This window comes from Streptomyces alfalfae (assembly GCF_004127445.1).
Classification (GTDB): domain Bacteria; phylum Actinomycetota; class Actinomycetes; order Streptomycetales; family Streptomycetaceae; genus Streptomyces; species Streptomyces alfalfae.
Genome location: NZ_QEXM01000051.1, coordinates 290,417 through 315,201 on the forward strand (window position 1 = coordinate 290,417; position 24,785 = coordinate 315,201).

The 24,785-nt window shown below is 71.7% G+C and carries 20 protein-coding genes; 15 read left to right on the plus strand and 5 right to left on the minus strand.

Features of this window, described 5'->3' with window-relative positions; translation table 11 throughout:
* Positions 1 to 153: 153 nt before the first annotated feature.
* From DCW30_RS33310 to DCW30_RS33335, 6 genes are all read left to right on the plus strand, one after another.
* Positions 154 to 1,011, plus strand: coding sequence for an MHYT domain-containing protein (locus DCW30_RS33310; RefSeq protein ID WP_076686816.1), 858 nt, complete (start codon positions 154 to 156; stop codon positions 1,009 to 1,011).
* A gap of 108 nt (positions 1,012 to 1,119) precedes the next feature.
* Positions 1,120 to 3,270 (plus strand): excinuclease ABC subunit UvrB, encoded by a 2,151-nt coding sequence (gene uvrB, locus DCW30_RS33315; protein ID WP_076686817.1) that lies wholly within the window; start codon positions 1,120 to 1,122, stop codon positions 3,268 to 3,270.
* A gap of 165 nt (positions 3,271 to 3,435) precedes the next feature.
* Entirely contained in the window at positions 3,436 to 4,014 is a 579-nt protein-coding gene (locus DCW30_RS33320; protein WP_076686818.1) for a TerD family protein, read from the plus strand.
* Positions 4,015 to 4,157: 143 nt separating this feature from the next.
* Complete coding sequence (locus DCW30_RS33325; RefSeq protein WP_076686819.1) at positions 4,158 to 6,089, plus strand: TerD family protein; 1,932 nt, start codon at positions 4,158 to 4,160, stop codon at positions 6,087 to 6,089.
* A gap of 283 nt (positions 6,090 to 6,372) precedes the next feature.
* Positions 6,373 to 7,380: a TerC family protein gene (locus tag DCW30_RS33330; RefSeq protein ID WP_076686820.1), complete on the plus strand. Its 1,008-nt coding sequence runs from the start codon at positions 6,373 to 6,375 to the stop codon at positions 7,378 to 7,380.
* Positions 7,381 to 7,425: 45 nt separating this feature from the next.
* Positions 7,426 to 8,526 (plus strand): calcium:cation antiporter, encoded by a 1,101-nt coding sequence (locus tag DCW30_RS33335; protein WP_062776814.1) that lies wholly within the window; start codon positions 7,426 to 7,428, stop codon positions 8,524 to 8,526.
* 11 nt (positions 8,527 to 8,537) lie between these two features.
* Here the strand turns inward: DCW30_RS33335 and DCW30_RS33340 are convergent, their stop codons facing one another.
* Positions 8,538 to 9,596, minus strand: coding sequence for a S66 family peptidase (locus DCW30_RS33340; protein ID WP_076686821.1), 1,059 nt, complete (start codon positions 9,594 to 9,596; stop codon positions 8,538 to 8,540).
* Between the two features lie 76 nt (positions 9,597 to 9,672).
* On the opposite strand from DCW30_RS33340, the gene aroQ reads away from it, so the two are divergent.
* Positions 9,673 to 10,146, plus strand: a complete 474-nt coding sequence (aroQ, locus tag DCW30_RS33345; RefSeq protein ID WP_062776818.1) for a type II 3-dehydroquinate dehydratase — start codon at positions 9,673 to 9,675, stop codon at positions 10,144 to 10,146.
* Positions 10,147 to 10,180: 34 nt separating this feature from the next.
* Here aroQ and DCW30_RS33350 read toward each other — a convergent pair whose 3' ends face one another.
* The gene (locus tag DCW30_RS33350; RefSeq protein ID WP_062776820.1) at positions 10,181 to 10,837 is read right to left on the minus strand and encodes an MBL fold metallo-hydrolase; all 657 of its coding nucleotides are present in this window, start codon (positions 10,835 to 10,837) and stop codon (positions 10,181 to 10,183) included.
* 10 nt (positions 10,838 to 10,847) lie between these two features.
* Entirely contained in the window at positions 10,848 to 11,531 is a 684-nt protein-coding gene (locus tag DCW30_RS33355; protein ID WP_076686822.1) for a maleylpyruvate isomerase family mycothiol-dependent enzyme, read from the minus strand.
* 227 nt (positions 11,532 to 11,758) lie between these two features.
* Here DCW30_RS33355 and uvrA point away from each other — a divergent pair, with 227 nt between their 5' ends.
* Positions 11,759 to 14,818: an excinuclease ABC subunit UvrA gene (gene uvrA, locus DCW30_RS33360; RefSeq protein WP_076686823.1), complete on the plus strand. Its 3,060-nt coding sequence runs from the start codon at positions 11,759 to 11,761 to the stop codon at positions 14,816 to 14,818.
* Positions 14,819 to 15,168: 350 nt separating this feature from the next.
* Here uvrA and DCW30_RS33365 read toward each other — a convergent pair whose 3' ends face one another.
* Positions 15,169 to 16,095: a carbohydrate kinase family protein gene (locus DCW30_RS33365; RefSeq protein ID WP_076686825.1), complete on the minus strand. Its 927-nt coding sequence runs from the start codon at positions 16,093 to 16,095 to the stop codon at positions 15,169 to 15,171.
* 201 nt (positions 16,096 to 16,296) lie between these two features.
* On the opposite strand from DCW30_RS33365, the gene DCW30_RS33370 reads away from it, so the two are divergent.
* Positions 16,297 to 16,719: a Rieske (2Fe-2S) protein gene (locus DCW30_RS33370; protein WP_076686826.1), complete on the plus strand. Its 423-nt coding sequence runs from the start codon at positions 16,297 to 16,299 to the stop codon at positions 16,717 to 16,719.
* A 19-nt stretch (positions 16,720 to 16,738) separates the two neighbouring features.
* On the opposite strand, the gene DCW30_RS33375 is transcribed toward DCW30_RS33370, so the two are convergent.
* Positions 16,739 to 17,722 (minus strand): hypothetical protein, encoded by a 984-nt coding sequence (locus DCW30_RS33375; protein ID WP_076686827.1) that lies wholly within the window; start codon positions 17,720 to 17,722, stop codon positions 16,739 to 16,741.
* Positions 17,723 to 17,951: 229 nt separating this feature from the next.
* On the opposite strand from DCW30_RS33375, the gene DCW30_RS33380 reads away from it, so the two are divergent.
* The 6 genes from DCW30_RS33380 to whiA all read left to right on the plus strand — a co-directional run bounded on the left by DCW30_RS33380 (position 17,952) and on the right by whiA (position 24,733).
* Positions 17,952 to 18,623 carry a papain-like cysteine protease family protein gene (locus DCW30_RS33380; RefSeq protein ID WP_076686828.1) on the plus strand — a complete coding sequence of 224 codons (672 nt, stop codon included), beginning with the start codon at positions 17,952 to 17,954 and terminating at the stop codon, positions 18,621 to 18,623.
* A 5-nt stretch (positions 18,624 to 18,628) separates the two neighbouring features.
* The gene (locus DCW30_RS33385) at positions 18,629 to 19,483 is read left to right on the plus strand and encodes a hypothetical protein (RefSeq protein ID WP_076689452.1); all 855 of its coding nucleotides are present in this window, start codon (positions 18,629 to 18,631) and stop codon (positions 19,481 to 19,483) included.
* Positions 19,484 to 19,555: 72 nt separating this feature from the next.
* The gene (gene uvrC / locus DCW30_RS33390) at positions 19,556 to 21,787 is read left to right on the plus strand and encodes an excinuclease ABC subunit UvrC (RefSeq protein ID WP_079250175.1); all 2,232 of its coding nucleotides are present in this window, start codon (positions 19,556 to 19,558) and stop codon (positions 21,785 to 21,787) included.
* Entirely contained in the window at positions 21,784 to 22,734 is a 951-nt protein-coding gene (gene rapZ / locus DCW30_RS33395) for an RNase adapter RapZ (RefSeq protein WP_062776832.1), read from the plus strand. The genes uvrC and rapZ overlap by 4 nt, the downstream gene beginning before the upstream one ends.
* A complete protein-coding gene (locus tag DCW30_RS33400; RefSeq protein ID WP_062776834.1) occupies positions 22,731 to 23,753 on the plus strand; it encodes a gluconeogenesis factor YvcK family protein in 1,023 nt (340 codons plus the stop codon). Before rapZ ends, DCW30_RS33400 begins: the two co-directional genes overlap by 4 nt.
* Positions 23,744 to 24,733: a DNA-binding protein WhiA gene (whiA, locus tag DCW30_RS33405; RefSeq protein ID WP_062776836.1), complete on the plus strand. Its 990-nt coding sequence runs from the start codon at positions 23,744 to 23,746 to the stop codon at positions 24,731 to 24,733. The genes DCW30_RS33400 and whiA overlap by 10 nt, the downstream gene beginning before the upstream one ends.
* The last annotated feature ends 52 nt before the right edge of the window (positions 24,734 to 24,785 follow it).

The window sequence follows — 24,785 nt, forward strand, 5'->3', positions numbered from 1 at the left end:
CGCGGGTGACGTGATTCTTTGCCGGAAAATCGTTCGTGCGTTCCGGTGAGAGCCTTACTCTCTGCCTCAGCCGACGGCCTTTCAGATGGCCGAGGCAGGAGTGCACGGGGCGCGACGGGTCATGGGACGCAACAGGCGGAAGGGCTACCTCGCATGCAGGGCACGGTCGACGGGTTCAGCTACGGAGTCGTCACCCCGGTGGTGGCCTATGTCATGGCCTGCCTCGGAGGAGCGCTCGGGCTGCGCTGTACGACCAGATCGCTCCTCGTGGCGCACTCCTGGCGCCCCGGCTGGCTCGCCCTCGGATCGGCCGCCATCGGTTCCGGCATCTGGACCATGCACTTCGTCGCGATGATGGGTTTCACCGTCGAGGAGGCGCCCATCCGCTACGACAAGGCGCTGACCTTCGCGAGCCTGGCCGTCGCCATCGTCATGGTCGGCATCGGCATCTTCATCGTCGGCTACCGGGGCGCGACCGGGACCGCGCTCTTCACCGGCGGGACGATCACGGGCCTCGGGGTCGCCTCGATGCACTACCTGGGAATGGCCGGTATGCGTCTACGCGGGACGCTCGAGTACAACACCCTCACCGTCGCCGCGTCCGTCGTGATCGCCATGGTCGCCGCCACCGCGGCCCTCTGGGCGGCCGCGCAGGTCAAGGGATTCCTGTGGAGCCTCGGCGCGAGCCTCATCATGGGCCTCGCCGTCACCGGGATGCACTACACCGGCATGGCGGCCCTCAGCGTCCACCTGCACGGTTCGGACGCCCTGCCGGCCGGTGACTCCTCCGCCGAGATCCTCGCGCCGATGATGGTCGGACCGCTCGCCTTCCTGCTCCTCGCCGGTGTGATCGTGATGTTCGACCCGCTGATGGTCATGGGCGGGCAGCACGAGACCAGGGCTCTCGGCGGCAAAGGGGCCCGCGGGCCCTACCCGGTCCCGCGCTCGGGCGACCGGCACGTGCCGGCCCCCCGCCGCAGGCCCGGCTCCCGCTCCCCGCAGAACCGGTGAGGACACCGTCGGAAACCGGTGCGGGACGCCGCCGGGAACCGGTGAGCGGGCCGTCGCCGACCGGGTGATCCGGCCCGGTTGTCAGTGCGGGGTCGTACGGTGGATTCCATGCGGCCCGTATCCAAGATCGAACGCACGGTGGCACCTTTCGAGGTCGTCAGCCCGTACCAGCCCAGCGGCGACCAGCCGACGGCCATCGCCGACCTCGAGCGGCGCATCCGCGCAGGCGAGAAGGACGTGGTCCTCCTCGGCGCGACCGGCACCGGCAAGTCGGCCACCACCGCGTGGATGATCGAGAAGCTCCAGCGCCCCACCCTCGTGATGGCGCCGAACAAGACACTGGCCGCCCAGCTGGCGAACGAATTCCGCGAGCTCCTGCCGAACAACGCCGTCGAGTACTTCGTCTCGTACTACGACTACTACCAGCCCGAGGCGTACGTCCCCCAGTCGGACACCTACATCGAGAAGGACTCCTCGATCAACGAGGAGGTCGAGCGGCTGCGCCACTCCGCGACGAACTCCCTGCTGACCCGCCGTGACGTGGTCGTCGTCGCCTCCGTCTCCTGCATCTACGGCCTCGGCACCCCGCAGGAGTACGTGGACCGCATGGTGCCGCTGAAGGTCGGCGACGAGATCGACCGCGACCAGCTCCTGCGCCGCTTCGTCGACATCCAGTACACGCGCAACGACCTGGCCTTCACCCGCGGCACCTTCCGCGTCCGCGGCGACACCATCGAGATCTTCCCGGTCTACGAGGAGCTCGCCGTCCGCATCGAGATGTTCGGCGACGAGATCGAGGCGCTCTCCACCCTGCACCCGCTCACCGGCGAGGTCATCAGCGACGACGACCACCTCTACGTCTTCCCCGCCTCGCACTACGTGGCGGGCCCCGAGCGCCTGGAGAAGGCCGTCACCGGCATCGAGAAGGAGCTCACCGAGCGCCTCGCCGAGCTGGAGAAGCAGGGCAAGATGCTGGAGGCCCAGCGCCTGCGCATGCGCACCACGTACGACCTGGAGATGCTCCGCCAGATCGGCTCGTGCTCCGGCGTCGAGAACTACTCGATGCACTTCGACGACCGCGCGCCCGGCACGGCTCCGAACACGCTCCTTGACTACTTCCCCGAGGACTTCCTCCTCGTCCTGGACGAGTCGCACGTCACGGTCCCGCAGATCGGCGCGATGTACGAGGGCGACGCCTCCCGCAAGCGCACCCTCGTGGACCACGGCTTCCGGCTGCCCTCCGCCCTGGACAACCGCCCCCTGAAGTGGGAGGAGTTCCTCGGCCGCATCGGCCAGACCGTCTACCTCTCGGCGACCCCGGGCAAGTACGAGCTCTCGCGCGGCGACGGCTATGTCGAGCAGATCATCCGCCCCACCGGCCTCGTCGACCCCGAGGTCGTCGTCAAGCCCACCGAGGGTCAGATCGACGACCTCGTGCACGAGATCCGCACGCGCACCGAGAAGGACGAGCGCGTCCTGGTCACCACGCTGACCAAGAAGATGGCCGAGGACCTCACGGACTACTTCCTGGAGCTCGGCATCCAGGTCCGCTATCTGCACAGCGACGTCGACACGCTGCGCCGCGTGGAGCTCCTGCGCGAGCTGCGGGCCGGTGAGTACGACGTCCTGGTCGGCATCAACCTCCTGCGCGAGGGCCTCGACCTGCCCGAGGTGTCGCTGGTGGCGATCCTCGACGCCGACAAGGAGGGCTTCCTGCGCTCGGGGACCTCCCTGATCCAGACCATCGGCCGCGCGGCGCGCAACGTCTCGGGCCAGGTCCACATGTACGCCGACAAGATCACCCCGGCGATGGAGAAGGCCATCGACGAGACCAACCGCCGCCGGGAGAAGCAGATCGCGTACAACAAGGAGAAGGGCATCGACCCGCAGCCCCTCCGCAAGAAGATCAACGACATCGTGTCGCAGATCGCGCGCGAGGAGGTCGACACCGAGCAGTTGCTCGGCTCGGAGTACCGCAAGCCGAAGGCGGGCAAGGGCGCCAAGGCCCCGGTGCCCGCGCTCGGCGGCGACGCGGCGGCGGGCAAGGCCGCCGCACCCGGCAAGGGCAAGGCCAAGAAGGGCCAGACCGTCCCGACCGACCGCCCCGCGGCCGAGCTGGCGGAGCAGATCGAGGAGATGACCGCCCGTATGCGCGCGGCCGCCGCCGACCTGCAGTTCGAGATCGCCGCACGGCTGCGTGACGAGGTGTCGGAGATGAAGAAGGAGCTGCGGCAGATGAGGGAGGCCGGCCAGGCGTGAGGGCCCCCTCGGGGAAGCCGGGGGAGGCGTTTCCGGCGTACTGGCCGGTCTGTTGCAAGACCGCCACAAAGTACGGTCCGTGCTGCTGCTCCGCAGGTGGCGCTGCATAAGGTGCTGGGCAACCGCAGAAGGCGGTTGCCCAGGCAGTTCGAGAGGGGACAGCGCGTGACGGTCAACATGACCAAGGGTCAGGCCATCAGCCTGCAGAAGGACGACGGGGGCGCCCTGACCGCGGTGCGCATGGGACTCGGGTGGCAGGCGGCTCCGCGCCGGGGCCTGTTCGGCTCCCGGACGCGCGAGGTCGACCTGGACGCCTCGGCGGTGCTCTTCGCCGACAAGCAGCCGGTGGACGTCGTCTTCTTCCGCCACCTGGTCAGCGACGACGGCTCGGTGCGGCACACCGGTGACAACCTCGTCGGCGGGGTGGGCCAGGGCGGCGACGACGAGGCGATCCTCGTCGACCTCCAGCGGGTCCCCGTCCACATCGACCAGATCGTCTTCACGGTGAACTCCTTCACCGGCCAGACCTTCCAGGAGGTGCAGAACGCGTTCTGCCGCCTGGTCGACGAGACCAACGGCCAGGAGCTCGCGCGCTACACCCTCGACGGCGGCGGCCAGTACACCGCCCAGATCATGGCGAAGGTCCACCGGGCGGGCGCGGGCTGGCAGATGACGGCCATCGGCAATCCGGCCAACGGCCGCACCTTCCAGGACCTGATGCCGTCGATCCTGCCGCATCTGTAAGTACGTCAGCAGTCAGCAGTCAGCAGTCAGCACGTCAGCACGCAGCGCGGCGGTGCGGCAGCGCGTCCGCACGCCAGCGCGTCCGTACGCATGAGTCACGAGGCTCGACGGGGCCTTTGGGCCCTTCTGGGGGGAACGAAGCGATGGCGGCCGAGCTGGTGCGGGGGCAGAACCACCCGCTTCCCTGGACCCGTCTGGAGATCCGCGTCTCGGCGGGCGAGCCGGTCGTGGCGGGGGCCACGCTCGGCGACGACCGGGGCAAGGTCCGTGGGGTGGAGTGGGTGGCCCATCCGGGCTCGCCCGCCCTGCCGGGCCTCGAGGTCTCCCAGCAGGCGGCGGCCGAGCACCGCCTCGCCGTGGATCTCGGCGCCCTGCCGGACACCGTCCACCGGGTCAGTGTGCTGCTCGCGCTGCCCGTGGGCGTCGGGGGCCCCGTCAGCTTCCGCGCCCTCCCCGCACCCTTCGTCTCGGTCACCGGGCTCGACGGCGCGGAGGTCGCCGGCTACACCATCACCGACCTGGACACCGAGTCCGCCGTCGTCGCCCTGGAGCTCTACCGCCGCCAGGACGCCTGGAAGGTCAGAGCCGTCGGCCAGGGGTACGCGGGCGGACTCGCCGACCTGCTCACCGACCAGGGCCTGCCCGAGGCCCGCGAGCTGGCGGGCGCCATCGAGGACGCGGTGGCCAGGGGCCTCGCCCGTTCCGTGGCCACGCCACCGCCGCGCCCGGCCGACGGCACCCGGGTGCGCACGGCTCCGCACGGCCGGTCCGAGCGGTCCGCTCCGGCCGGACCGGCGGACGCCGCCCGCGACGCGGGCCCCCAGGAGCAGCCCGCCCCCGCCCCACGGCAGCCCGGCGGCCCCGTCGACTACACCCACCCCGGACGCCGCGCCTCCGCGCCCCCGCCGCCGCCACCCGTGGCGCCCGCGGCCCACCCCGGCCAGGCCCCGCGGCCCGTCGCGGGGGACGCCACCGGATGGTCGATGGAGGAGCGGCTCTACAACCAGGTGTGGGGCATGTTCGAAGACCTGGCCCGCACCACGGCGGCGTACCGCAGCGCCGTCGACTTCGCCGACTCCCGCATGGAGCAGGAGCTCGACAAGGTCCTCTCCGACCCGCGCAGCCGCATCGGCGGCCCCGGTGACGCCGCCCGCGACACCGCGCGGGCCAAGCACGCCGACCTGACCGGACAGGCCAGGGCCGCCCTCGACCGCGACCTCGCCCAGCTGGCCGCCGAGGCCGATGTCGTCGAGCCCGCCCTGCCCCCGGCGTTCGCGGCCTGGAGCAGCCCCGTCTGGCAGGCCTACCGCGCGCCCATGGAGATCCCGATGGCGCTCCGCCTCGGTGACCTCCACCTCCCCGAGCGCATCGACCTGCGCATCCCGATGCTGGTCAGGCTGCCGCTGGAGCGCGGTCTGTGGATCGACAGCGGCAAGGCCCTGACCAACACCTTCACCGACGCGGCCGAGCTGCGCAGGCTTGCCGTGGACACCGCGGTGGCGCACACCGCGCGGTTGCTCGCGGCCTATCCGGCGGGCGAGTTCTCGGTGCACGTGATCGACGCGGCGGGCTCGGCGGCCGCCGCGTTCGCCCCGCTGGTGTCGGCGGGCGTGCCGGCCCGGCCACCGGCCTCCGGGGCCGCCGGGGTCTCCGAGGTGCTTGCCCGGCTCACCCGGCGCGTGGACCTGGTCCAGATGGCGGTGCGCGGCGGAGCGGCCGACGCGCTGCCCCCGGACCTCGACGTCGCCGAGCAGCTCCTGATCGTCAACGACTTCCCGCACGGCTTCGACGACCGCGCGGTGACCCGGCTGCGCTATCTCGCCGACGAGGGCCCGGCCGTCGGCGTGCACCTCATGATGGTCGCCGACCGCGAGGACGCCGCCGAGTACGGCCCGCTGCTCGACCCACTGTGGCGGGCGCTGCTGCGCCTCACCCCGGTCCCGGACGACCACCTCGCCGACCCGTGGGTCGGTCACACCTGGACATACGATCCGCCGGTCTTCCCGCAGGGCAGTGACGTGCTGCGGCAGGTCCTCGACCGGGTCGCGGCGGCCCGGCGCAACGGCGGCCGCTGAGCCCGTGACCGGCGGCGGCTCCGTCACTCGTGGCGTTAAAGCGACTTTGGCTACCTCCTGAGCAGGCTTTTTGGTTTTCGTTTGCCATCGCCTTTACCAAACCTTGGTTTTTCCCGTACTCTGGAGGCCGCGGAGGGGAGTACTCCCGGCTGCGACGTACCCGTCAATACGGACCGCCATCGGTCCCGGGGCGTCGGCCCGACCCACGGCACGGACCGTGCGGGTGGAGGAGACCTCCGGCAGCGACGACGCTGATCAGTAGCCGTACGACGCCGGAGGCGCAGTGGACGTTTCAATGAACCTGTGGGTGCTGACCATTCTTGGTCTGTGTGCCCTGATCGCGGTCGACTTCTTCATCGGGCGCAAGCCCCATGACGTGTCGATCAAGGAAGCCGGAGCCTGGACGATCGTCTGGATCGTCCTCGCGGCGCTCTTCGGCCTCGGCCTGCTGGTAGCGGGCGAGAGCCAGGCGTCCGGCGAGTTCTTCGCGGGCTTCATCACCGAGAAGTCCCTGTCCGTGGACAACCTCTTCGTCTTCATCCTGATCATGGCGAAGTTCTCGGTGCCTACCCACCTCCAGCAGCGGGTGCTGCTGTTCGGTGTGCTGATAGCCCTGGTGCTGCGCGCGATATTCATCGCCGCCGGCGCCGCGGTGATCGCCAACTTCTCCTGGGTCTTCTACATCTTCGGCGCGTTCCTGATCTACACCGCCTGGAAGCTCATCCAGGAGGCCCGTGCCGACGAGGAGGAAGAGGACTGGGAGGAGAACCGCCTCCTGAAGTCGGTCGAGAAGAAGTTCGGCGTCTCGGACCGGTACGAGGGCACGAAGCTGTTCATCAAGAAGAACGGCAAGAAGATCATGACGCCCCTCATGGTCGTCATGCTCGCCATCGGCACCACCGACGTGCTCTTCGCGATGGACTCCATCCCCGCGATCTTCGGCCTCACCCAGGACCCGTACATCGTCTTCACGGCCAACGCCTTCGCCCTCATGGGTCTGCGGCAGCTCTACTTCCTCATCGGCGGACTGCTCAAGAAGCTGGTCCACCTGAGCTACGGCCTCTCGGTGATCCTCGGCTTCATCGGCGTGAAGCTCGTGCTGCACGCCCTGCACGAGTCCGGGGTGCACGTCCCCGAGATCTCCATCCCGCTCTCGCTCTCGGTGATCTGCGGTGTCCTGGTGATCACCACGATCACCAGCCTCATCGCCTCCAAGAAGCAGGCGGCGAACGCCGCCGAGGAGCAGGCGGCGGAGGAGCAGGCCGAGTCCACGACCGCCGGCAGCAAGTAGCGGCACCAAGTAGCGGCACCCAAGCGCCCGGGGCAGCATCGAGTCATGGTCACTCGGCTCCGGGCGCTCGGCGCGCAGTGGACGACCGTCGTCCCGCTCCTCGCGGTCGTGCTCCTCGTCCTCACCTGGGGCCGCGACCTGCCCGGCGTCGTCGTCGCCGTGGTGACGCTGGTCCTCGCGGGAGCGGTGCTCTCCGCCGTCCACCACGCCGAGGTGATCGCCCACCGCGTCGGTGAGCCCTTCGGCTCACTGGTCCTCGCCATCGCGGTGACCATCATCGAGGTGGCGCTGATCGTCACCCTCATGGCCGACGGCGGCGACAAGAGCTCCACCCTGGCCCGCGACACCGTCTTCGCCGCAGTGATGATCACCTGCAACGGCATCGTCGGGCTCTGCCTCCTGGTCGGCGCGCTCCGCCACCGCGTCGCCGTCTTCAACCCCGAGGGGACCGGCGCGGCCCTCGCGACCGTCGCCACCCTGGCCACGCTCTGCCTGGTCCTGCCCGCGTTCACCACCACCAAGCAGGGCCCGGAGTTCTCGACCAGCCAGCTCACCTTCGCCGCGATCGCCGCGCTCGTCCTGTACGGGCTGTTCGTCTCGACCCAGACCGTGCGGCACCGCGACTACTTCCTGCCGCTCACCAAGCGGGGCGAGGTCATCGACTCCGACAGCCACGCCGAGGGCCCGTCCTCCCGGGCGGCCCTCACGAGCCTCGGGCTGCTCGGCCTGGCGCTGATCGGCGTGGTGGGCCTCGCCAAGGGCGTCTCGCCGACGATCGAGTCCGGGGTGGAGAGCGCCGGCATGCCGCATGCCGTCGTCGGCGTGATCATCGCCCTGCTCGTCCTGCTCCCCGAGACGATCGCGGCCGTGCGCGCCACCCGCAGGGACCGCGTGCAGACCAGCCTGAACCTCGCCCTCGGCTCGGCGATGGCCAGCATCGGGCTGACCATCCCCGCCGTCGCGGTCGCCTCCGTATGGCTCTCGGGGCCGCTGGTGCTCGGCCTGAGCGCGACCCACATGATCCTGCTCGTCCTCACCGTGATCGTCGGCACGCTCACCGTCGTGCCGGGGCGGGCCACGCCGCTGCAGGGCGGCGTCCATCTGGTGCTGTTCGCCGCGTACCTGGAGCTGGCGATCACCCCGTAGGGGCGTGCGCGTCAGTAGGTGACCGTGACGCGCCGCGCGGGACCGTCGACCCGTACCGTGCCCCCGTAAGGGATCACCACCTGCGGGTCGGTGTGCCCGAGGTCCACGTCGAAGACCGCCATGGTCTCCGGCGCGTACGTCTCCAGCGCCCGCAGTACCGCCTCGCGCTGCTCACGCGCGTGTGCCGCCTTCGCCTCCGCGTCCAGCGGGCGGGCGAAGGACCAGGTCTTGGGGCGCCCCATGAGCAGCGCGGGGAAGCGGCGCAGCAGCCCGCGCTCGCCCATGGTGCGCAGAATGCGGAACACGTGTTCGGCGCTCATGAGTTCCTCGCTGGTCTCCAGGAACAGCACGCAGCCGTCGTACGCCGACGGATCCGGGGCGATCTCCCGGTCCGCCATCAGGTGCCAGGACAGGATCTCCAGCTCACCGCCCCAGGAGCGGCCCTCGACGACGCGCTCGGGACGGTGCCAGTGCCAGCCGCCGGCCGGTTCGGTGGGCGGCTCCCCGGCGAAGGACTCCGGGTCGTCCCAGGGCAGGTCGATGTCGCGGAAACGGTCGGCGGGGCGCAGCTCGTAGGGCCCGGAGGTGAAGAGCGCGGCGCGCAGGGAGTCGGCGGTCAGGGGCGCCATCGCGCCGGGGCGGCCGAGCTCGCACATGACGGACGAGCCGTGGTACCCGACCACGCCGCACTGCCAGAGGAAGGCGAGCAGGCTGGTGTTGTCGCTGTACCCGAAGAACGGCTTCGGATGGGCGCGGATCAACTCCCGGTCCAGGTACGGCAGCACGGTGATCTGGTCATCGCCTCCGATGCTCGCGATGACGGCCTTGACGGTCGGATCGGCGAACGCCGCGTGGATGTCGTCGGCCCGCTCCCGGGGCGTCGAGCCCATCTTCCGCGTCGCGGGGTACTCGACGGGGTCGAGGCCGAATTCCTCCTTGAGGCGTCGCAGGCCCAGCTCGTGGGGGAGCGGGAAGAGGCCGGGGAGACCGCTGGAGGGAGAGATCACGGCGACGCGATCGCCCGGGGAGGGCTTGGGCGGGTACACGGGTTCGACGGATTCGGAGATCATGGCGAGCAGCGTAGGGCTCCACCGGTGTCAGGAACACCCGGGTTCCGGTGCGCGGGAGGCGTGATAGACCTCCTGCATGACCCTCAGTACCCGCAGCCTCGCCACCGCGCCGATCATGGTCCTCAACGGTCCGAACCTGAACCTCCTCGGGCGCCGTCAGCCCGAGATCTACGGCACCGACACCCTCGCGGACGTCGAGGCCCTGTGCGCCGAGGCGGCCGCGGCGCACGGCGGCAGCGTGGACCTGCGGCAGAGCAACCACGAGGGCGAGCTGGTCGACTGGATCCACGAGGCGCGCGAGCACCACGCGGGGATCGTCATCAACCCGGCGGCCTACTCCCACACCTCGGTGGCGATCCTGGACGCGCTCAACACCTGCGACGGCCTGCCCGTGGTGGAGGTGCACATCTCCAACATCCACCAGCGGGAGGCCTTCCGGCACCACAGCTATGTGTCGCAGCGCGCCGACGGGGTCATCGCGGGCTGCGGTGTCCAGGGGTACGTGTTCGCGGTGCAGCGGGTGGCGGCGCTGGTCTCCGCGAAGGCGTGAGGCCCGCCTCCGGGGTCACCGGCGCCGCCTCGGCTCACCAGCCGCGGGCGCGCCACTCGCCGAGGTGCGGCCGCTCGGCGCCCAGGGTCGTGTCGCTGCCGTGGCCCGGGTAGACCCAGGTCTCGTCGGACAGCGTCCCGAAGATCTTCGTCTCGACGTCGCCGAGGAGGCTCGCGAAGGCCGCGGGGTCGTTCCGGGTGTTGCCGACGCCGCCGGGGAAGAGGCAGTCGCCGGTGAAGACGTGCGCGTGGCCGTGCGGGTCGTCGTAGACCAGCGCGATCGAGCCCGGCGTGTGGCCCACCAGGTGGCGGGCGGTGAGCTCGACCCGGCCCACACGGATCGTGTCGCCGTCGTCGACGGGGACGTCCGTCGGCACCGGGATGCCCTCGGCGTCCGCGCGGCCCGCGTACGTCCGCGCGCCGGTCGCCGCGACGACGGCGGCCAGCGCCTGCCAGTGGTCGCCGTGCTGGTGCGTGGTGACGACGGACGCGATGCCGTCGTCGCCGATGAGGGTCAGCAACGTCTCGGCGTCGTTCGCCGCGTCGATCAGGAGCTGCTCGCCGGTGGCCCGGCAGCGCAGCAGATAGGCGTTGTTGTCCATCGGCCCGACCGCGACCTTCGAGATCATGAGGTCCGGCAGCTCGTGCACATCCGCGGGTCCGCCGACCTTCACCGCTCCGCTGTACGTCATGTGCGTCACCCTATAGCGGCGGAAGGGAGGGCAGGAGGCCCCCTTCGGCCGTCAGGGCGGAGCCGTCACGGCGGCCGGCGAGCCAGCCGACCAGGTCCGGCGCGGCGCCCGAGACGGTGACCTCCGGTTCCCCCGCCCTGCCCGTGCTCCACGCGTGCGTGCCGTCCGTGACGCGGGTGGGCGGCACGTCGGAGTTCCCCGAGAAGCGCGCGGTGAGGAAGGCGGTCTCGCGCCGCACGAACTCCGTCGGCAGGTCTTCGAGCTCGTACCCGATGCCGAGGTCCACGTGGTGCAGCTCCACCTCCACCCAGCGGCGGAACGGGACCCGGGAGGCCGAGTCGGTGACGCCGTTGCGCAGGGTGATGGTGCGGGACCAGTCGGCGGGGAGCGCGGCCTGCGCCTCGAAGCGGGCCATGGACTCGCGGACGTCGTCGAGCTGCTCCGCGAGCGGCCGCGGGGCGTCGCGCTCGATGTCGCTGTCGCGCTGCCGCGCGCTCTCGTACATGGGCCGTTCGGCCAGGACGTTGACCAGGGCGTCCGCGTTCCGTGCCAGATGGGCGAGGACGTGGCCGCGGGTCCAGCCGGGGAGCCGTGACGGCTCGGCGATCGAATCGTTGTTCAGTTTCGACGCTGCGCTGAGCAGCCGGTCGGTCGCGTCACGTACAGACGCCAGGTCGCGCACATGATCAATCATGCGCCCGACGATAGCTGGGTCACACGTTCGGGTGAAGGCTCCTGGATACAGCGCTAATCGAATGTACGTGCTATATGGTCGAGGGCGGCATCGGGCATTCTTCACGGTCCCGGTTTGTTGTGTACGTGGAACCAGGGAAGCAGCCCGGCGTTGTCAGTGGCTCGCCCTACTCTGTGAAAGACGGGGTTCAGCCCCTGTCACTTCTCTCAAGAAAGGTGCGGACCGGCGTGGCCGACCGTCTCATCGTCCGTGGCGCGCGCGAGCACAATCTCAAGAACGTCTCGCTCGATCTCCCGCGTGACTCCCTCATCGTGTTCACCGGTCTCTCCGGGTCGGGCAAGTCCTCGCTCGCGTTCGACACGATCTTCGCCGAGGGCCAGCGGCGGTACGTCGAGTCCCTCTCCTCGTACGCCCGGCAGTTCCTCGGCCAGATGGACAAGCCCGACGTCGACTTCATCGAGGGTCTCTCCCCGGCGGTCTCCATCGACCAGAAGTCGACCTCGCGCAACCCGCGCTCGACGGTCGGCACCATCACCGAGGTCTACGACTACCTGCGCCTGCTCTTCGCGCGCGTCGGCAAGCCGCACTGCCCCGAGTGCGGCCGGCCGATCTCCCGGCAGTCGCCGCAGGCCATCGTCGACAAGGTCCTCGAACTGCCCGAGGGCAGCCGTTTCCAGGTGCTCTCGCCGCTGGTGCGCGAGCGCAAGGGCGAGTTCGTCGACCTCTTCGCCGACCTCCAGACGAAGGGCTACTCCCGCGCGCGCGTAGACGGCGAGACGATCCAGCTCTCCGAGCCGCCCACGCTGAAGAAGCAGGAGAAGCACACCATCGAGGTCGTCGTCGACCGCCTCACGGTGAAGGACTCCGCCAAGCGCCGCCTGACCGACTCCGTGGAGACCGCCCTCGGCCTCTCCTCGGGCATGGTCGTGCTCGACTTCGTCGACCTCCCCGAGGACGACCCCGAGCGCGAGCGCATGTACTCGGAGCACCTCTACTGCCCGTACGACGACCTGTCCTTCGAGGAGCTGGAGCCCCGCTCCTTCTCCTTCAACTCGCCCTTCGGCGCCTGCCCCGACTGCACCGGCATCGGCACGCGCATGGAGGTCGACCCCGAGCTGATCGTCCCGGACGAGGACAAGTCGCTCGACGAGGGCGCCATCCACCCCTGGTCGCACGGCCACACCAAGGACTACTTCGCCCGCCTGGTGAACGCGCTCTCCGACGCCCTCGGCTTCGCCACCGACATGCCCTGGGCCGGACTCCCGCAGCGCGCCAAGAAGGCCCTGCTCTACGGCCACAGGACCCAGATCGAGGTGCGCTACCGCAACAGGTACGGCCGCGAGCGGGTCTACACCACCGCCTTCGAAGGGGCCGTCCCCTTCGTCAAGCGCCGCCACAGCGAGGCCGAGAGCGACTCCAGCCGCGAGCGCTTCGAGGGCTACATGCGCGAGGTACCGTGCCCCACCTGTGAGGGCACGCGCCTCAAGCCGATCGTCCTCGCCGTCTCGGTCATGGGGAAGTCCATCGCCGAGGTCTCCGCGATGTCCATCAGCGACTGCGCGGACTTCCTGGCCGAGCTGAAGCTCAGCGCCCGCGACAAGAAGATCGCCGAGCGCGTCCTGAAGGAGGTCAACGAACGGCTCCGCTTCCTGGTCGACGTCGGCCTCGACTACCTCTCGCTGAACCGCGCCGCGGGCACCCTCTCCGGAGGCGAGGCCCAGCGCATCCGCCTGGCCACCCAGATCGGCTCCGGCCTCGTCGGCGTGCTCTACGTCCTCGACGAGCCGTCCATCGGCCTCCACCAGCGCGACAACCACCGGCTCATCGAGACCCTCGTACGCCTGCGCGACATGGGCAACACGCTCATCGTCGTCGAGCACGACGAGGACACGATCAAGGTGGCCGACTGGGTCGTCGACATCGGCCCCGGCGCGGGTGAGCACGGCGGCAAGGTCGTGCACAGCGGCTCCATGAAGGAGCTGCTCGCCAACGACAAGTCGGTCACCGGGCAGTACCTGTCGGGCAAGAAGGCCATCCCGGTGCCGGACGTGCGCCGCCCGACCGACCCCGGTCGGCAGCTCACGGTGCACGGCGCCCGGGAGAACAACCTCCAGGACATCGACGTCTCCTTCCCGCTCGGCGTCCTCACGGCCGTCACGGGCGTCTCGGGCTCCGGCAAGTCGACGCTGGTCAACGACATCCTCTACACCCACCTGGCCCGCGAGCTGAACGGCGCGAGGTCCGTCCCCGGCCGCCACACGCGCGTGGCGGGCGACGACCTCGTCGACAAGGTCGTGCACGTCGACCAGTCGCCCATCGGCCGCACCCCGCGGTCGAACCCGGCGACGTACACCGGCGTCTTCGACCACGTCCGCAGGCTCTTCGCGGAGACGACGGAGGCGAAGGTGCGGGGCTACCTCCCCGGCCGCTTCTCCTTCAACGTCAAGGGCGGACGCTGCGAGAACTGCTCCGGTGACGGCACCATCAAGATCGAGATGAACTTCCTGCCGGACGTCTACGTCCCGTGCGAGGTCTGCCACGGCGCGCGCTACAACCGCGAGACGCTGGACGTGCACTACAAGGGCAAGTCCATCGCCGAGGTCCTCGACATGCCGATCGAGGAGGCGCTCGACTTCTTCGAGGCCGTGCCCGCCATCGCCCGGCATCTGCGGACGCTCCACGAGGTCGGCCTCGGGTACGTCCGCCTCGGCCAGTCGGCGCCCACCCTCTCCGGTGGCGAGGCGCAGCGCGTGAAGCTCGCCTCCGAGCTGCAGAAGCGCTCGACGGGCCGTACGGTCTACGTCCTCGACGAGCCGACCACCGGTCTGCACTTCGAGGACATCAGCAAGCTGATCAAGGTCCTCTCCGGCCTGGTCGACAAGGGCAACACGGTCATCGTCATCGAGCACAACCTCGACGTCATCAAGACCGCGGACTGGGTCGTCGACATGGGTCCCGAGGGCGGCAGCGGCGGCGGCCTGGTCGTCGCCGAGGGCACGCCGGAGGAGGTGGCGGGGGTACCGGCCAGCCACACCGGCAAGTTCCTGCGCGAGATCATCTCGGCGGACCGCATCAGCGACGCCGTGCCCTCGCCGGGCCGCAAGCCCGCCGCGAAGGCGAAGAAGAGCCCCGCCAGGAAGGTGGCGGCCGCCGCGACGGCCACGGCCAAGAAGACGGCCACCGCCAGGACGGGCGCCGCCAAGAAGACGGCGGCCCCGAAGAAGACGGCGGCGACCGGCAAGAAGGCCGCCGCCCCGAAGAAGACGACGCGGGCCCGCAAGGCCTAGGGCCGAGAAAAGCGGCGCCCCGCTCCCACGGTGCACTCCGGGGAGCGGGGCGCTCCGCGTTCTCTCGTCCGGCGGCCCCGGCCGCGGTCGGCCGGGCCCTCTGCCGGTACGCATGGAACGTGAGGGCCCCCTGCGCGCCGGACGTGCGGGCCTCGTCACCACCGTGGTGCTCTCCCGCTCCGCCGTGCGGAACGCCGTCGACGGGCCCACCGCCCGTGCCCTCGCAGACGCCTTCCGCGCCGTGCGGAGCCTTCGACGCCGACTCCGGGGCCGCCGGCGCCGTGCACCGGGGCGAGGGCGGCGCCTGCCGGGCGGGCGCGGACCTCAAGGCCTTCGCCACCCCCGACGGGTCAGCCGAGCTCCCTCGCGTACGGTGGCTCCGCGCCGGCCCGTGAGCAGGTGATCGCCGCCGCGCGGGCCGCGAAGCGCAGGACGGCCTCCCAGCCCCCCGCGTCCAGCCCGCGCAGGGCGTCCGCCGAGAGCGCGTCCCGTTCCGCGAGGCCGTGCAGGAGCGCCGCGTTGACCGTGTCGCCCGCGCCGATCGTGTCCACCACGTCGACCCGCTCGCCGGGCACGCGCAGCTCCGAGCCGTCCCGGGTGTACAGGGAGAGGCCGTCGCCGCCGCGCGTGACGACCACGGCCGCAGGCCCGTGGGACAGCCACTCGTGCGGGGTGCCGCCCAGCCAGTCGGCGTCCTCCTGCGACAGCTTGAGCAGGGTGACCGAGGGCAGCCAGCTCGTGAAGCGCGCGCGGTAGGCGTCGGCGTCGGGGATGAGCGCGGCGCGCACATTGGGGTCGAGCGCGGTGAAGACCCCGCTCGCCGCCGCGCGCCGCAGCAGCTCCTCGTACGCGCTCGCGCCCGGTTCGAGGACCAGTGAGCAGGTGCCGAACGACATGGCCCGCACGCCGTCGGGGAGCCGCGCGGGGGCGGTGAACAGCCGGTCGGCCGTGCCCTCGACGTAGAAGGAGTACCCGGCGGAGCCGTCCTCGCCGATCGAGGCGACGGCGAGCGTCGTCGGCTCGGGGCCGCGCTGCACATACGCGAGTCCGACCCCGGCCGCCCGCAGCCCGTCGAGCAGCGCCTCGCCGAAGGTGTCCCGCGAGACGCGGGAGCAGAACGCCACGGGTGAGCCGAGGCGGCCGAGCGCCACCGCCGTGTTGTACGGGCCGCCGCCGAGGCGCGGCGCGAGGTCGGGCAGGGCGGCGCGGCCGTCGGGGGCGCGGCCCGCCTCTTGCGGCACGAGGTCGATCAGGGCCTCTCCGGCGACGACGATCACGGGCGGTTCCTTCCGGGCGCTGCCTTGGCTGGGCTCGGGCGGCGCGGCACGCGAGCCCGGCGTTGCGCACAGGCTAGGCGGTGCGCGGCCCCGCGACGGCAGGCGGGCAGCATTCGGTCACGCCCGCGCCCGACCCGGTCGCGGCCTCCCGCACCGGTATGGTCTGATCCGTCACCGATGCCCCTGACCAGTGGAGACGCCATGTCCGGCACGCCCCCCGCCCGCCGCACCGTGCTGCGGGCCGCCGCACTCGCCCCGGCCGTCGGGCTCGGGCTCACCGCCTGCTCGTCCGGTGAGGGCGGGTCGAATCGCTCGGCGCCGACCGCTCCGGTGGACCTGGGCGCGTCGGACGACGTGAAGGTGGGCGGCTCGAAGCTGTACACGGACCAGCGCGTGGTCGTCAGCCGGATCTCCGAGGACGAGTACAAGGCGTACAGCTCGATCTGCACGCACGCGCGGTGCCCGATCAACAAGCTGGAGGGGCACAAGCTGATCTGCCAGTGCCACGGCAGCCAGTTCGACGCCACCAACGGCAAGGTGCTGCACGAGCCCGCCGTCAGCCCGCTGCCCGAGCTGTCGGTGAAGGTGGAGAACGGCAAGCTCGTCGCGGGCCCGGAGGCCTAGCCTCCGCCGAACGCCCCAACTACTCCCAGTCCCAGGCGATTCCGAGCAGCCCCGCCCGCACCTGCGGTTCCACCAGGTGCACCGACCGGTGGCTGCCGCTCAGCGTCAGTTCCTGCCGGCCGCCGCGCGGGGCGGCGGCCGAGTGCTGGGTGAAGCGGTGGCAGCGTACGGGCAGGGCCCGGTCGTCGAAGCGGATCTGCAGCGCGTACTGCCCGCCCGCGAAGGGGAAGCCCCGGACGTACTCGGCGGCCGGGCCCGCCGTGCCGTCCTCGAAGCCGTAGCCGAACAGATGCGTGTCGCCCGCCCGCAGCCGCGTGTCGAAGAGCAGCTCCGTGACGAGGACGCCCGTGTCCTGGTGCCAGCGCACCCGGCCCGTGCGGCAGTTCTCCAGGGCGCGCACGCGCACCCGGTCGGGGGCGCAGCCCGGGTCGCCGTGGTAGATGGCCACGTAGCGGTCGACGCCGTCCCGGTGGGCGCGCACGATGTGCTGCGACTCCCGCCCCGTCATCTCGCGGTGCGCGCCGATCCGCACCCGCTCGTGGTGCCCGATGGTGTGCAGCCCGCCGTCCGAGGGGCAGCCCAGCTCGGTGAGGAGCGTGCGCAGCACGTCCGACGCCTCCACCAGGGAGCGGTACGAACGGGCGGCGGGCCGTTCCCCGTCCCCGCGCTCGGCCGGCCGGGCCAGCAGCCGGATCAGTGACTCCTCGGGGAGCTGGAGTATCTCCTCCAGGGCGCGTACGGCGCGCAGCGACTCGGCGCGCCGCGGCCGGCGGGCGCCCTGCTGCCAGTAGCTCAGGCTGGTCACCCCGACGGTGACGCCCTGCTGCGCCAGATGGTGCCGTACGCGCTGCAACGGCAGCCTGCGCGCGGCGATCGCGGCGCGCAGCGCGGTGTGGAAGGGGCCGGTGCGCAAGGCGGCCGCGAGGTCCGCCGGGTCGTCGTCCGGCGTCCGTGCCGTGTCCGTCGCGGACGCGCTCTCCGCGAGCCGTGTTCCCTGCCGCACACCGGGCTCCTTCTGTGAACGTTCACACCTGCCGCCCGGGCGTTCCCGCCGGTCGGAGCGGGCCAGCAGGTCGGTGTGAGGTCTGCGTTCACATCCGTTCGCCCGCCGTTCACGGCCCAGGTGATTCCGCATTGAAGCGTGTTGACCTGCACCGGACAACACTCGATGCTCAATCGCAGCGTCCGGACGCGCTCCTTTCGCACCTCACATCCCCACCGGGAGGAACGCGATGCGCCCACCCCACAGCAGGAGCAGCAGCGGCAGACGCAGGGGCAAGATCGCCCTCGCACTCGCCGCGGCGGCCCTGTTCACCGCCCCCACGGCCACCGCCACGGCAGCCCCCGCCCCGACCCCCGTCACTTCCGTCGCCCCCGCCGCGGGCCAGGCGCGCGGCACGACGGCCGCCGACTCGTCCGCCCTGGCCGCCCGGCGCCTGAACATCACCATGCAGGCGCAGCAGAAGAGCAACTGGTGCTGGGCCGCGGGCGGCAACACCATCGCGGCCTACCTGGGCCGCAACTACAGCCAGAACCAGTTCTGCAACGCGGCCTTCGGCCGGAGCCAGAACACCGAGTGCCCCAACAACCAGGCCACCCTCGGCAACGTGCAGACCGGCCTGCGCTGGGCGGGCGTCAACCCCGGCTCGTACGTCAGCGGCTGGCTCCGCTACGCGACCGTGCAGGCCGAGGTCGACGCGGGCCGCCCGGTCGAGACCCGCATCCAGTGGTCCAACGGCGGCGGCCACATGCACGTCGTCTACGGCTACGACGACGCCAACAGCTGGGTCTACTGGGGCGACCCCTGGCCCTCCAGCGACCGATACAACTGGGCGTCGCACGCCTGGTACGTCGACAACAACACCTTCTCCTGGACCCACTCGCTCTACCGGATCGGGGCGTGACCGCGATGACCCGCCACCTCCCCCGCCACCTGGGCAGGGCCGCGCTCGCCGGTTCGGCCGCCACGCTGCTGCTCGGCCTCGTGGCTCCCTCCGCCGTCGCCGACTCCGGCCCCGCCGCCCCCTCCGCGGCCTCCCGCGCCGCCGCGCACCGGGCCGCCGAGGCGCCCGGCACCCTCGACACGCTCTCCCGGTTCTTCGCCCGCGAAGGGGCGGTGAGCAGGGCCGCGGCCGACCCCCGGGTCGAGGGCAAGGCCGTGCCCGTCTACTACCTCTCCCCGGCGTTCGTCGCGGGTGAGAAGGGGGCGCCGGTCGCCCGCCTGGAGTTCCTCGCCAGCAAGGCGGTCTCCTCCGACGGCCAGGAGGCCTCCCTCTGGACCGTCGAGCGAGGCCGCTCGTGGCAGGTGGTGAACATCGCCACGGGGGACGACGAGACGCACTACGCGCGCGTGGGCGCACGGAAGCTCCCCGGAGGCACCGTCTTCCACGAGCCGCAGATCAACGCCTGGTACGTCCAGGGCGACGTGCGGGGCCACGCGCGCGTGCTGCCGCTCGACAAGGACGCGCGACGTGCCGTGGGCGCCGACGGCGCCTCGCTCGACGCCTACCGCGAGCGCGTCCACGAGGCGTACGGCGACAAGCTGCCCGGCTCGGCGTACGAGAAGTCGGGCAAGGCGGGCGGCTACGAGGAGAAGGCCGGCCGGGCGGAGAAGGCCGGCCGGGCGGACGGCCACGAGGGCGCCTCCGCGCCCTCCGGCGAGCCCATGGCGGCGGCCTCCTCGGTCGCCGGGGCCGGGGCGCTGCTTGCGCTCGGCCTCTCGGCCGCGGCGGTCCTGCGGCGCCGGCGGCGGCAGCGCGGCTGACGGGCCTCCGGCCGCCCCCGCCCGTGGCCCGGGGCGGCCGGACTGTCGGTGCCCGCAAGTAGGCTGTCCGTCATGGCCGACCCTTCCAGCTACCGCCCCAAGCCGGGACAGATCCCCGACGCCCCGGGGGTCTACAAATTCCGCGACGAGCACCGCCGGGTGATCTATGTCGGGAAGGCCAAGAGCCTGCGCCAGCGCCTGGCGAACTACTTCCAGGACCTGGCGGGCCTCCATCCGCGTACGCGCTCCATGGTCACGACGGCGGCCTCCGTCGAGTGGACCGTGGTCAACAACGAGGTCGAGGCGCTCCAACTGGAGTACTCCTGGATCAAGGAGTTCGACCCCCGGTTCAACGTCAAGTACCGCGACGACAAGAGCTACCCCTACCTCGCGGTGACGCTGAACGAACAGTTCCCGCGCGTGCAGGTGATGCGCGGCCACAAGAAGAAGGGCGTGCGGTACTTCGGCCCGTACAGCCACGCCTGGGCCATCCGTGACACCGTGGACCTGCTCCTGCGCGCCTTCCCGGTCCGCACGTGCTCCGCGGGGGTCTTCAAGAACGCCGCCCGCACCGGCCGCCCCTGCCTGCTCGGCTACATCGGCAAGTGCTCGGCGCCCTGCGTGGAGCGCGTCACCCCCGAGGCCCACAGGGAGCTTGCCGAAGACTTCTGCGACTTCATGGCGGGCCGCACCGGCACGTACATCCGCCGCCTGGAGCGGCAGATGGCGGACGCCGCGGAGGAGATGGAGTACGAGAAGGCGGCGCGGCTGCGCGACGACATAGAGGCGCTCAAGAAGGCGATGGAGAAGAGCGCCGTCGTCCTCGCCGACGCCACCGACGCCGACCTCATCGCCCTCGCCGAGGACGAGCTGGAGGCGGCCGTCCAGATCTTCCACGTCCGCGGCGGCCGGGTGCGCGGCCAGCGCGGCTGGGTCACCGACAAGGTGGAGGCGGTCACCAGCGGCGACCTCGTCGAACACGCCCTCCAGCAGCTCTACGGAGAGGAGAGCGGGGACACCGTGCCCAAGGAGGTGCTGGTCCCCGCCCTGCCCGACCCCGTGGAGCCGGTGCAGGCGTGGCTGACGGAGCGCCGCGGGGCCAACGTCTCGCTGCGCATCCCGCAGCGCGGCGACAAGAAGGCCCTGATGGAGACCGTCGCGAGGAACGCACAGCAGTCCCTCGTCCTGCACAAGACCAAGCGCGCCTCCGACCTCACCACCCGCTCCCGCGCCCTGGAGGAGATCGCCGCCGCCCTGGAGCTGGACAGCGCCCCCCTGCGCATCGAGTGCTACGACATCTCGCATCTCCAGGGCGACGACGTCGTGGCGTCGATGGTGGTCTTCGAGGACGGCCTCGCCAGGAAGAGCGAGTACCGCCGCTTCCAGATCAAGGGCTTCGAGGGGCAGGACGACGTCCGCTCCATGCACGAGGTGATCACCCGCCGCTTCCGGCGCTACCTCTCCGACAAGGAGCGGACGGGGGAGTGGTCCCCCGAGGACGCCGGGAGCGCCGGGGCCGCCGGAACCCCCGGGGCCGGCGAGGACGGCCCCCTGTCGGGCCTGACCGAGGAGGACGGGCGGCCCAAGCGGTTCGCGTATCCGCCGCAGCTCGTCGTGGTCGACGGCGGCCGGCCGCAGGTCGCCGCCGCCCAGCGGGCCCTCGACGAGCTGGGCATCGACGACATCGCGGTCTGCGGCCTCGCCAAGCGCCTGGAGGAGGTCTGGGTCCCTGACGAGGACGACCCGGTGATCCTGCCGCGCACCAGCGAGGGGCTCTATCTCCTGCAGCGCGTGCGCGACGAGGCGCACCGCTTCGCCATCACCTACCAGCGGACCAAGCGGGCCAAGCGCTTCAAGGCGGGGCCGCTGGACGAGGTGCGGGGCCTGGGCGACGCCCGCAAGCGGACGGTGATCAAGCACTTCGGCTCCGTGAAGCGGCTCCGCGCGGCGACGATCGACCAGATCTGCGAGGTCCCCGGGGTGGGCCGCAAGACCGCCGAGGCCATCGCGGTGGCCCTTGCCCAGGCGGCGCCCCCGGCCCCCGCGGTCAACATGACGACCGGCGAGATCCTGGAGGACGAGGAGCCCGCGATGAATGTCCCGGAGGACGAGGCGCCAGGGGAGATCATCCCGGAGGACGAGGCGCCCGCGGAGAACCCGGAGCTTCCCGCGGACGCCGCCAGGATGGCCGAGAATCAGGAGCTCCCCGCCGAGGGCATGCCCGGCGGGCACGAGAGCGTTGAAGACGGTGGGGAGCCCGTGACCACGGGTTCCCCGGAAGAACGACGGGGGCACACGACATGAGCGAGCACGACGAAGGTGGAGAGCAAGTGAGCGCGGGAACGCCCAACGCGGGAACGCCCATCGAGACGCCCGGAGTCCCCGAAGCGGCGATCCCCGAACTGGTGATCATCTCCGGCATGTCGGGCGCCGGACGCAGCACGGCCGCGAAGTGCCTGGAGGACCTCGGCTGGTTCGTCGTCGACAACCTGCCGCCCGCGCTGATCCCCACGATGGTGGAGCTCGGCGCCCGCTCCCAGGGCAACGTGGCCCGCATCGCGGTCGTCGTCGACGTACGCGGCAGGCGCTTCTTCGACAACCTGCGCGAATCCCTGGCCGAGCTGGAGTCCAAGAACGTCACGCGGCGCATCGTCTTCCTGGAGTCCTCCGACGACGCCCTGGTCCGCCGCTTCGAGTCGGTCCGCCGCCCGCACCCCCTCCAGGGCGACGGCCGCATCGTCGACGGCATCGCGGCCGAGCGCGACCTGCTGCGCGAGCTGCGCGGCGACGCCGACCTGGTCATCGACACCTCCAGCCTGAACGTGCACGAGCTGCGCGCCAAGATGGACGCCTCGTTCGCGGGCGAGGAGGAGCCCGAGCTGCGGGCCACCGTGATGTCCTTCGGCTTCAAGTACGGCCTGCCGGTCGACGCCGACCTGGTCGTGGACATGCGCTTCCTGCCCAACCCGCACTGGGTCCCGGAGCTGCGCCAGTACACCGGTCTGAACGAGGAGGTCGCGGCGTACGTCTTCAACCAGCCGGGCGCCAAGGAGTTCCTCGACAGGTACGCGGAGATGCTCCAGCTCATCGCCGCGGGCTACCGCCGCGAGGGCAAGCGGTATGTGACGATCGCGGTCGGCTGCACGGGCGGCAAGCACCGCTCCGTCGCCATGTCGGAGAAGCTCGCGGCGCGCCTGGCGTCCGAGGGCGTGGAGACCGTCATCGTCCACCGGGACATGGGGCGCGAGTGAAGCCGACCCGCCGGACCGTCCGCCTGAGCCGTCTGGGCCGCAAGCGGGGCACCCAGCCGAAGGTGGTCGCGCTCGGCGGGGGCATGGGCCTGTCCGCCTCGCTCGCCGCGCTGCGCCGCATCACCGGCGCCGGGGACCTCACCGCCGTCGTCACGGTCGCCGACGACGGCGGCTCCAGCGGCCGCCTCCGCGACGAACTGGGCGTGCTGCCCCCCGGCGACCTGCGCAAGGCGCTCGCCGCGCTCTGCGGCGACGACGACTGGGGCCAGACCTGGGCCCGCGTCATCCAGCACCGCTTCCAGTCCAAGGGCGACCTGCACGAACACGCGGTCGGAAATCTGCTGATCGTCGCCCTGTGGGAGCAGCTCGGCGACCACGTCCAGGCCCTGGACCTGGTGGGACGGCTGCTCGGCGCGCAGGGCCGGGTCCTGCCCATGTCGGCCGTGCCGCTGGAACTCCAGGCCCTGGTCAAGGGCCACGACCCGGCGCGCCCGGAGGCCGTGGACACCGTCCGCGGCCAGGCCACGGTGGCGCTGACCCCGGGCGAGGTCCAGTCCGTGCACGTGGTCCCGCACGACCCGCCGGCCGTCCCCGAGGCGGTCGCCGCCGTCCTCGACGCGGACTGGGTGGTGCTCGGCCCCGGCTCCTGGTTCTCCTCGGTGATCCCCCACCTCCTGGTGCCGGAACTGCTCGACGCGCTCACCGAGACGAAGGCCCGCAGGGTCCTCTCGCTCAACCTCGCGCCGCAACCGGGAGAAACCGATGGCTTCTCTCCGCAGCGTCATTTGGAGGTTTTGGCCCGACACGCCCCTAAACTCGCCCTGGACGTGGTGCTGGCCGACGAGGCCGCCGTGCCCGACCGTGAGTCACTCACCGATGCCGCGAAGCGGTTCGGCGCCACGGTCGAGCTGGCGCCGGTGGCCCGGCCCGACGGGACTCCCAGGCACGATCCGGAGCTCCTGGCAGCCGCGTACGACCGTATTTTTCGGATGCATGGAAGGATCGGCCCATGGCGATGACGGCAGCGGTGAAGGACGAGATCTCCCGGCTCCCCGTCACCCGGACCTGCTGCAGGAAGGCGGAAGTCTCGGCGATCCTGCGGTTCGCGGGCGGCCTCCACCTGGTGAGCGGCCGCATCGTGATCGAGGCGGAGCTGGACACCGCGATGGCGGCACGACGCCTGAAGCGGGACATCCTGGAGATCTTCGGGCACAGCTCGGAACTGATCGTGATGGCCCCCGGCGGCCTGCGGCGCGGCTCGCGTTACGTCGTCCGGGTGGTCGCGGGCGGCGATCAGCTCGCCCGCCAGACGGGCCTGGTGGACGGCCGCGGCCGGCCGATCCGGGGGCTGCCGCCGCAGGTGGTCTCGGGGGCCACCTGCGACGCCGAGGCGGCCTGGCGCGGGGCGTTCCTCGCGCACGGCTCGCTCACCGAGCCCGGCCGGTCCTCCTCCCTGGAGGTGACGTGCCCGGGCCCGGAGGCCGCCCTCGCCCTGGTCGGCGCCGCGCGCAGACTCCAGATCGCCGGCAAGGCGCGCGAGGTGCGGGGCGTGGACCGGGTCGTCGTGCGGGACGGGGACGCGATCGGCGCGCTGCTCACCCGCCTCGGGGCGCACGAGTCGGTGCTCGCCTGGGAGGAGCGGCGGATGCGGCGCGAGGTGCGCGCCACCGCCAACCGCCTGGCCAACTTCGACGACGCGAACCTGCGCCGCTCGGCCCGCGCGGCCGTCGCCGCGGGCGCCCGGGTGCAGCGCGCCCTGGAGATCCTCGCCGACGAGGTGCCGGAGCACCTGGCCGCCGCGGGCCGGCTGCGCATGGAGCACAAGCAGGCCTCCCTGGAGGAGCTGGGCGCGCTCGCCGACCCGCCGCTGACCAAGGACGCCGTGGCGGGCCGTATCCGCCGGCTGCTCGCGATGGCCGACAAGCGGGCCCAGGACCTGGGCATCCCGGGCACGGAGTCCAATCTGGCCGATGACCTCGCCGACAACATGGCCGTCTGAGCCGCCGCCGGCCTCCCGCGCCCCCATGTCACACCAGCCGCCGGCGCCCCTT

Excerpts from the sequence above, each read along its gene's own strand:
- DCW30_RS33355 (WP_076686822.1), bottom strand. The coding sequence starts at position 11,531 with ATGATTGATCATGTGCGCGACCTGGCGTCTGTACGTGACGCGACCGAC.
- DCW30_RS33380 (WP_076686828.1), top strand. The coding sequence starts at position 17,952 with ATGCGCCCACCCCACAGCAGGAGCAGCAGCGGCAGACGCAGGGGCAAG.
- DCW30_RS33385 (WP_076689452.1), top strand. The coding sequence starts at position 18,629 with ATGACCCGCCACCTCCCCCGCCACCTGGGCAGGGCCGCGCTCGCCGGT.
- aroQ (WP_062776818.1), top strand. The coding sequence starts at position 9,673 with ATGACCCTCAGTACCCGCAGCCTCGCCACCGCGCCGATCATGGTCCTC.
- uvrB (WP_076686817.1), top strand. The coding sequence starts at position 1,120 with ATGCGGCCCGTATCCAAGATCGAACGCACGGTGGCACCTTTCGAGGTC.
- rapZ (WP_062776832.1), top strand. The coding sequence starts at position 21,784 with ATGAGCGAGCACGACGAAGGTGGAGAGCAAGTGAGCGCGGGAACGCCC.
- whiA (WP_062776836.1), top strand. The coding sequence starts at position 23,744 with ATGGCGATGACGGCAGCGGTGAAGGACGAGATCTCCCGGCTCCCCGTC.
- DCW30_RS33310 (WP_076686816.1), top strand. The coding sequence starts at position 154 with ATGCAGGGCACGGTCGACGGGTTCAGCTACGGAGTCGTCACCCCGGTG.
- DCW30_RS33335 (WP_062776814.1), top strand. The coding sequence starts at position 7,426 with ATGGTCACTCGGCTCCGGGCGCTCGGCGCGCAGTGGACGACCGTCGTC.
- uvrC (WP_079250175.1), top strand. The coding sequence starts at position 19,556 with ATGGCCGACCCTTCCAGCTACCGCCCCAAGCCGGGACAGATCCCCGAC.
- DCW30_RS33325 (WP_076686819.1), top strand. The coding sequence starts at position 4,158 with ATGGCGGCCGAGCTGGTGCGGGGGCAGAACCACCCGCTTCCCTGGACC.
- DCW30_RS33350 (WP_062776820.1), bottom strand. The coding sequence starts at position 10,837 with ATGACGTACAGCGGAGCGGTGAAGGTCGGCGGACCCGCGGATGTGCAC.
- DCW30_RS33340 (WP_076686821.1), bottom strand. The coding sequence starts at position 9,596 with ATGATCTCCGAATCCGTCGAACCCGTGTACCCGCCCAAGCCCTCCCCG.
- DCW30_RS33370 (WP_076686826.1), top strand. The coding sequence starts at position 16,297 with ATGTCCGGCACGCCCCCCGCCCGCCGCACCGTGCTGCGGGCCGCCGCA.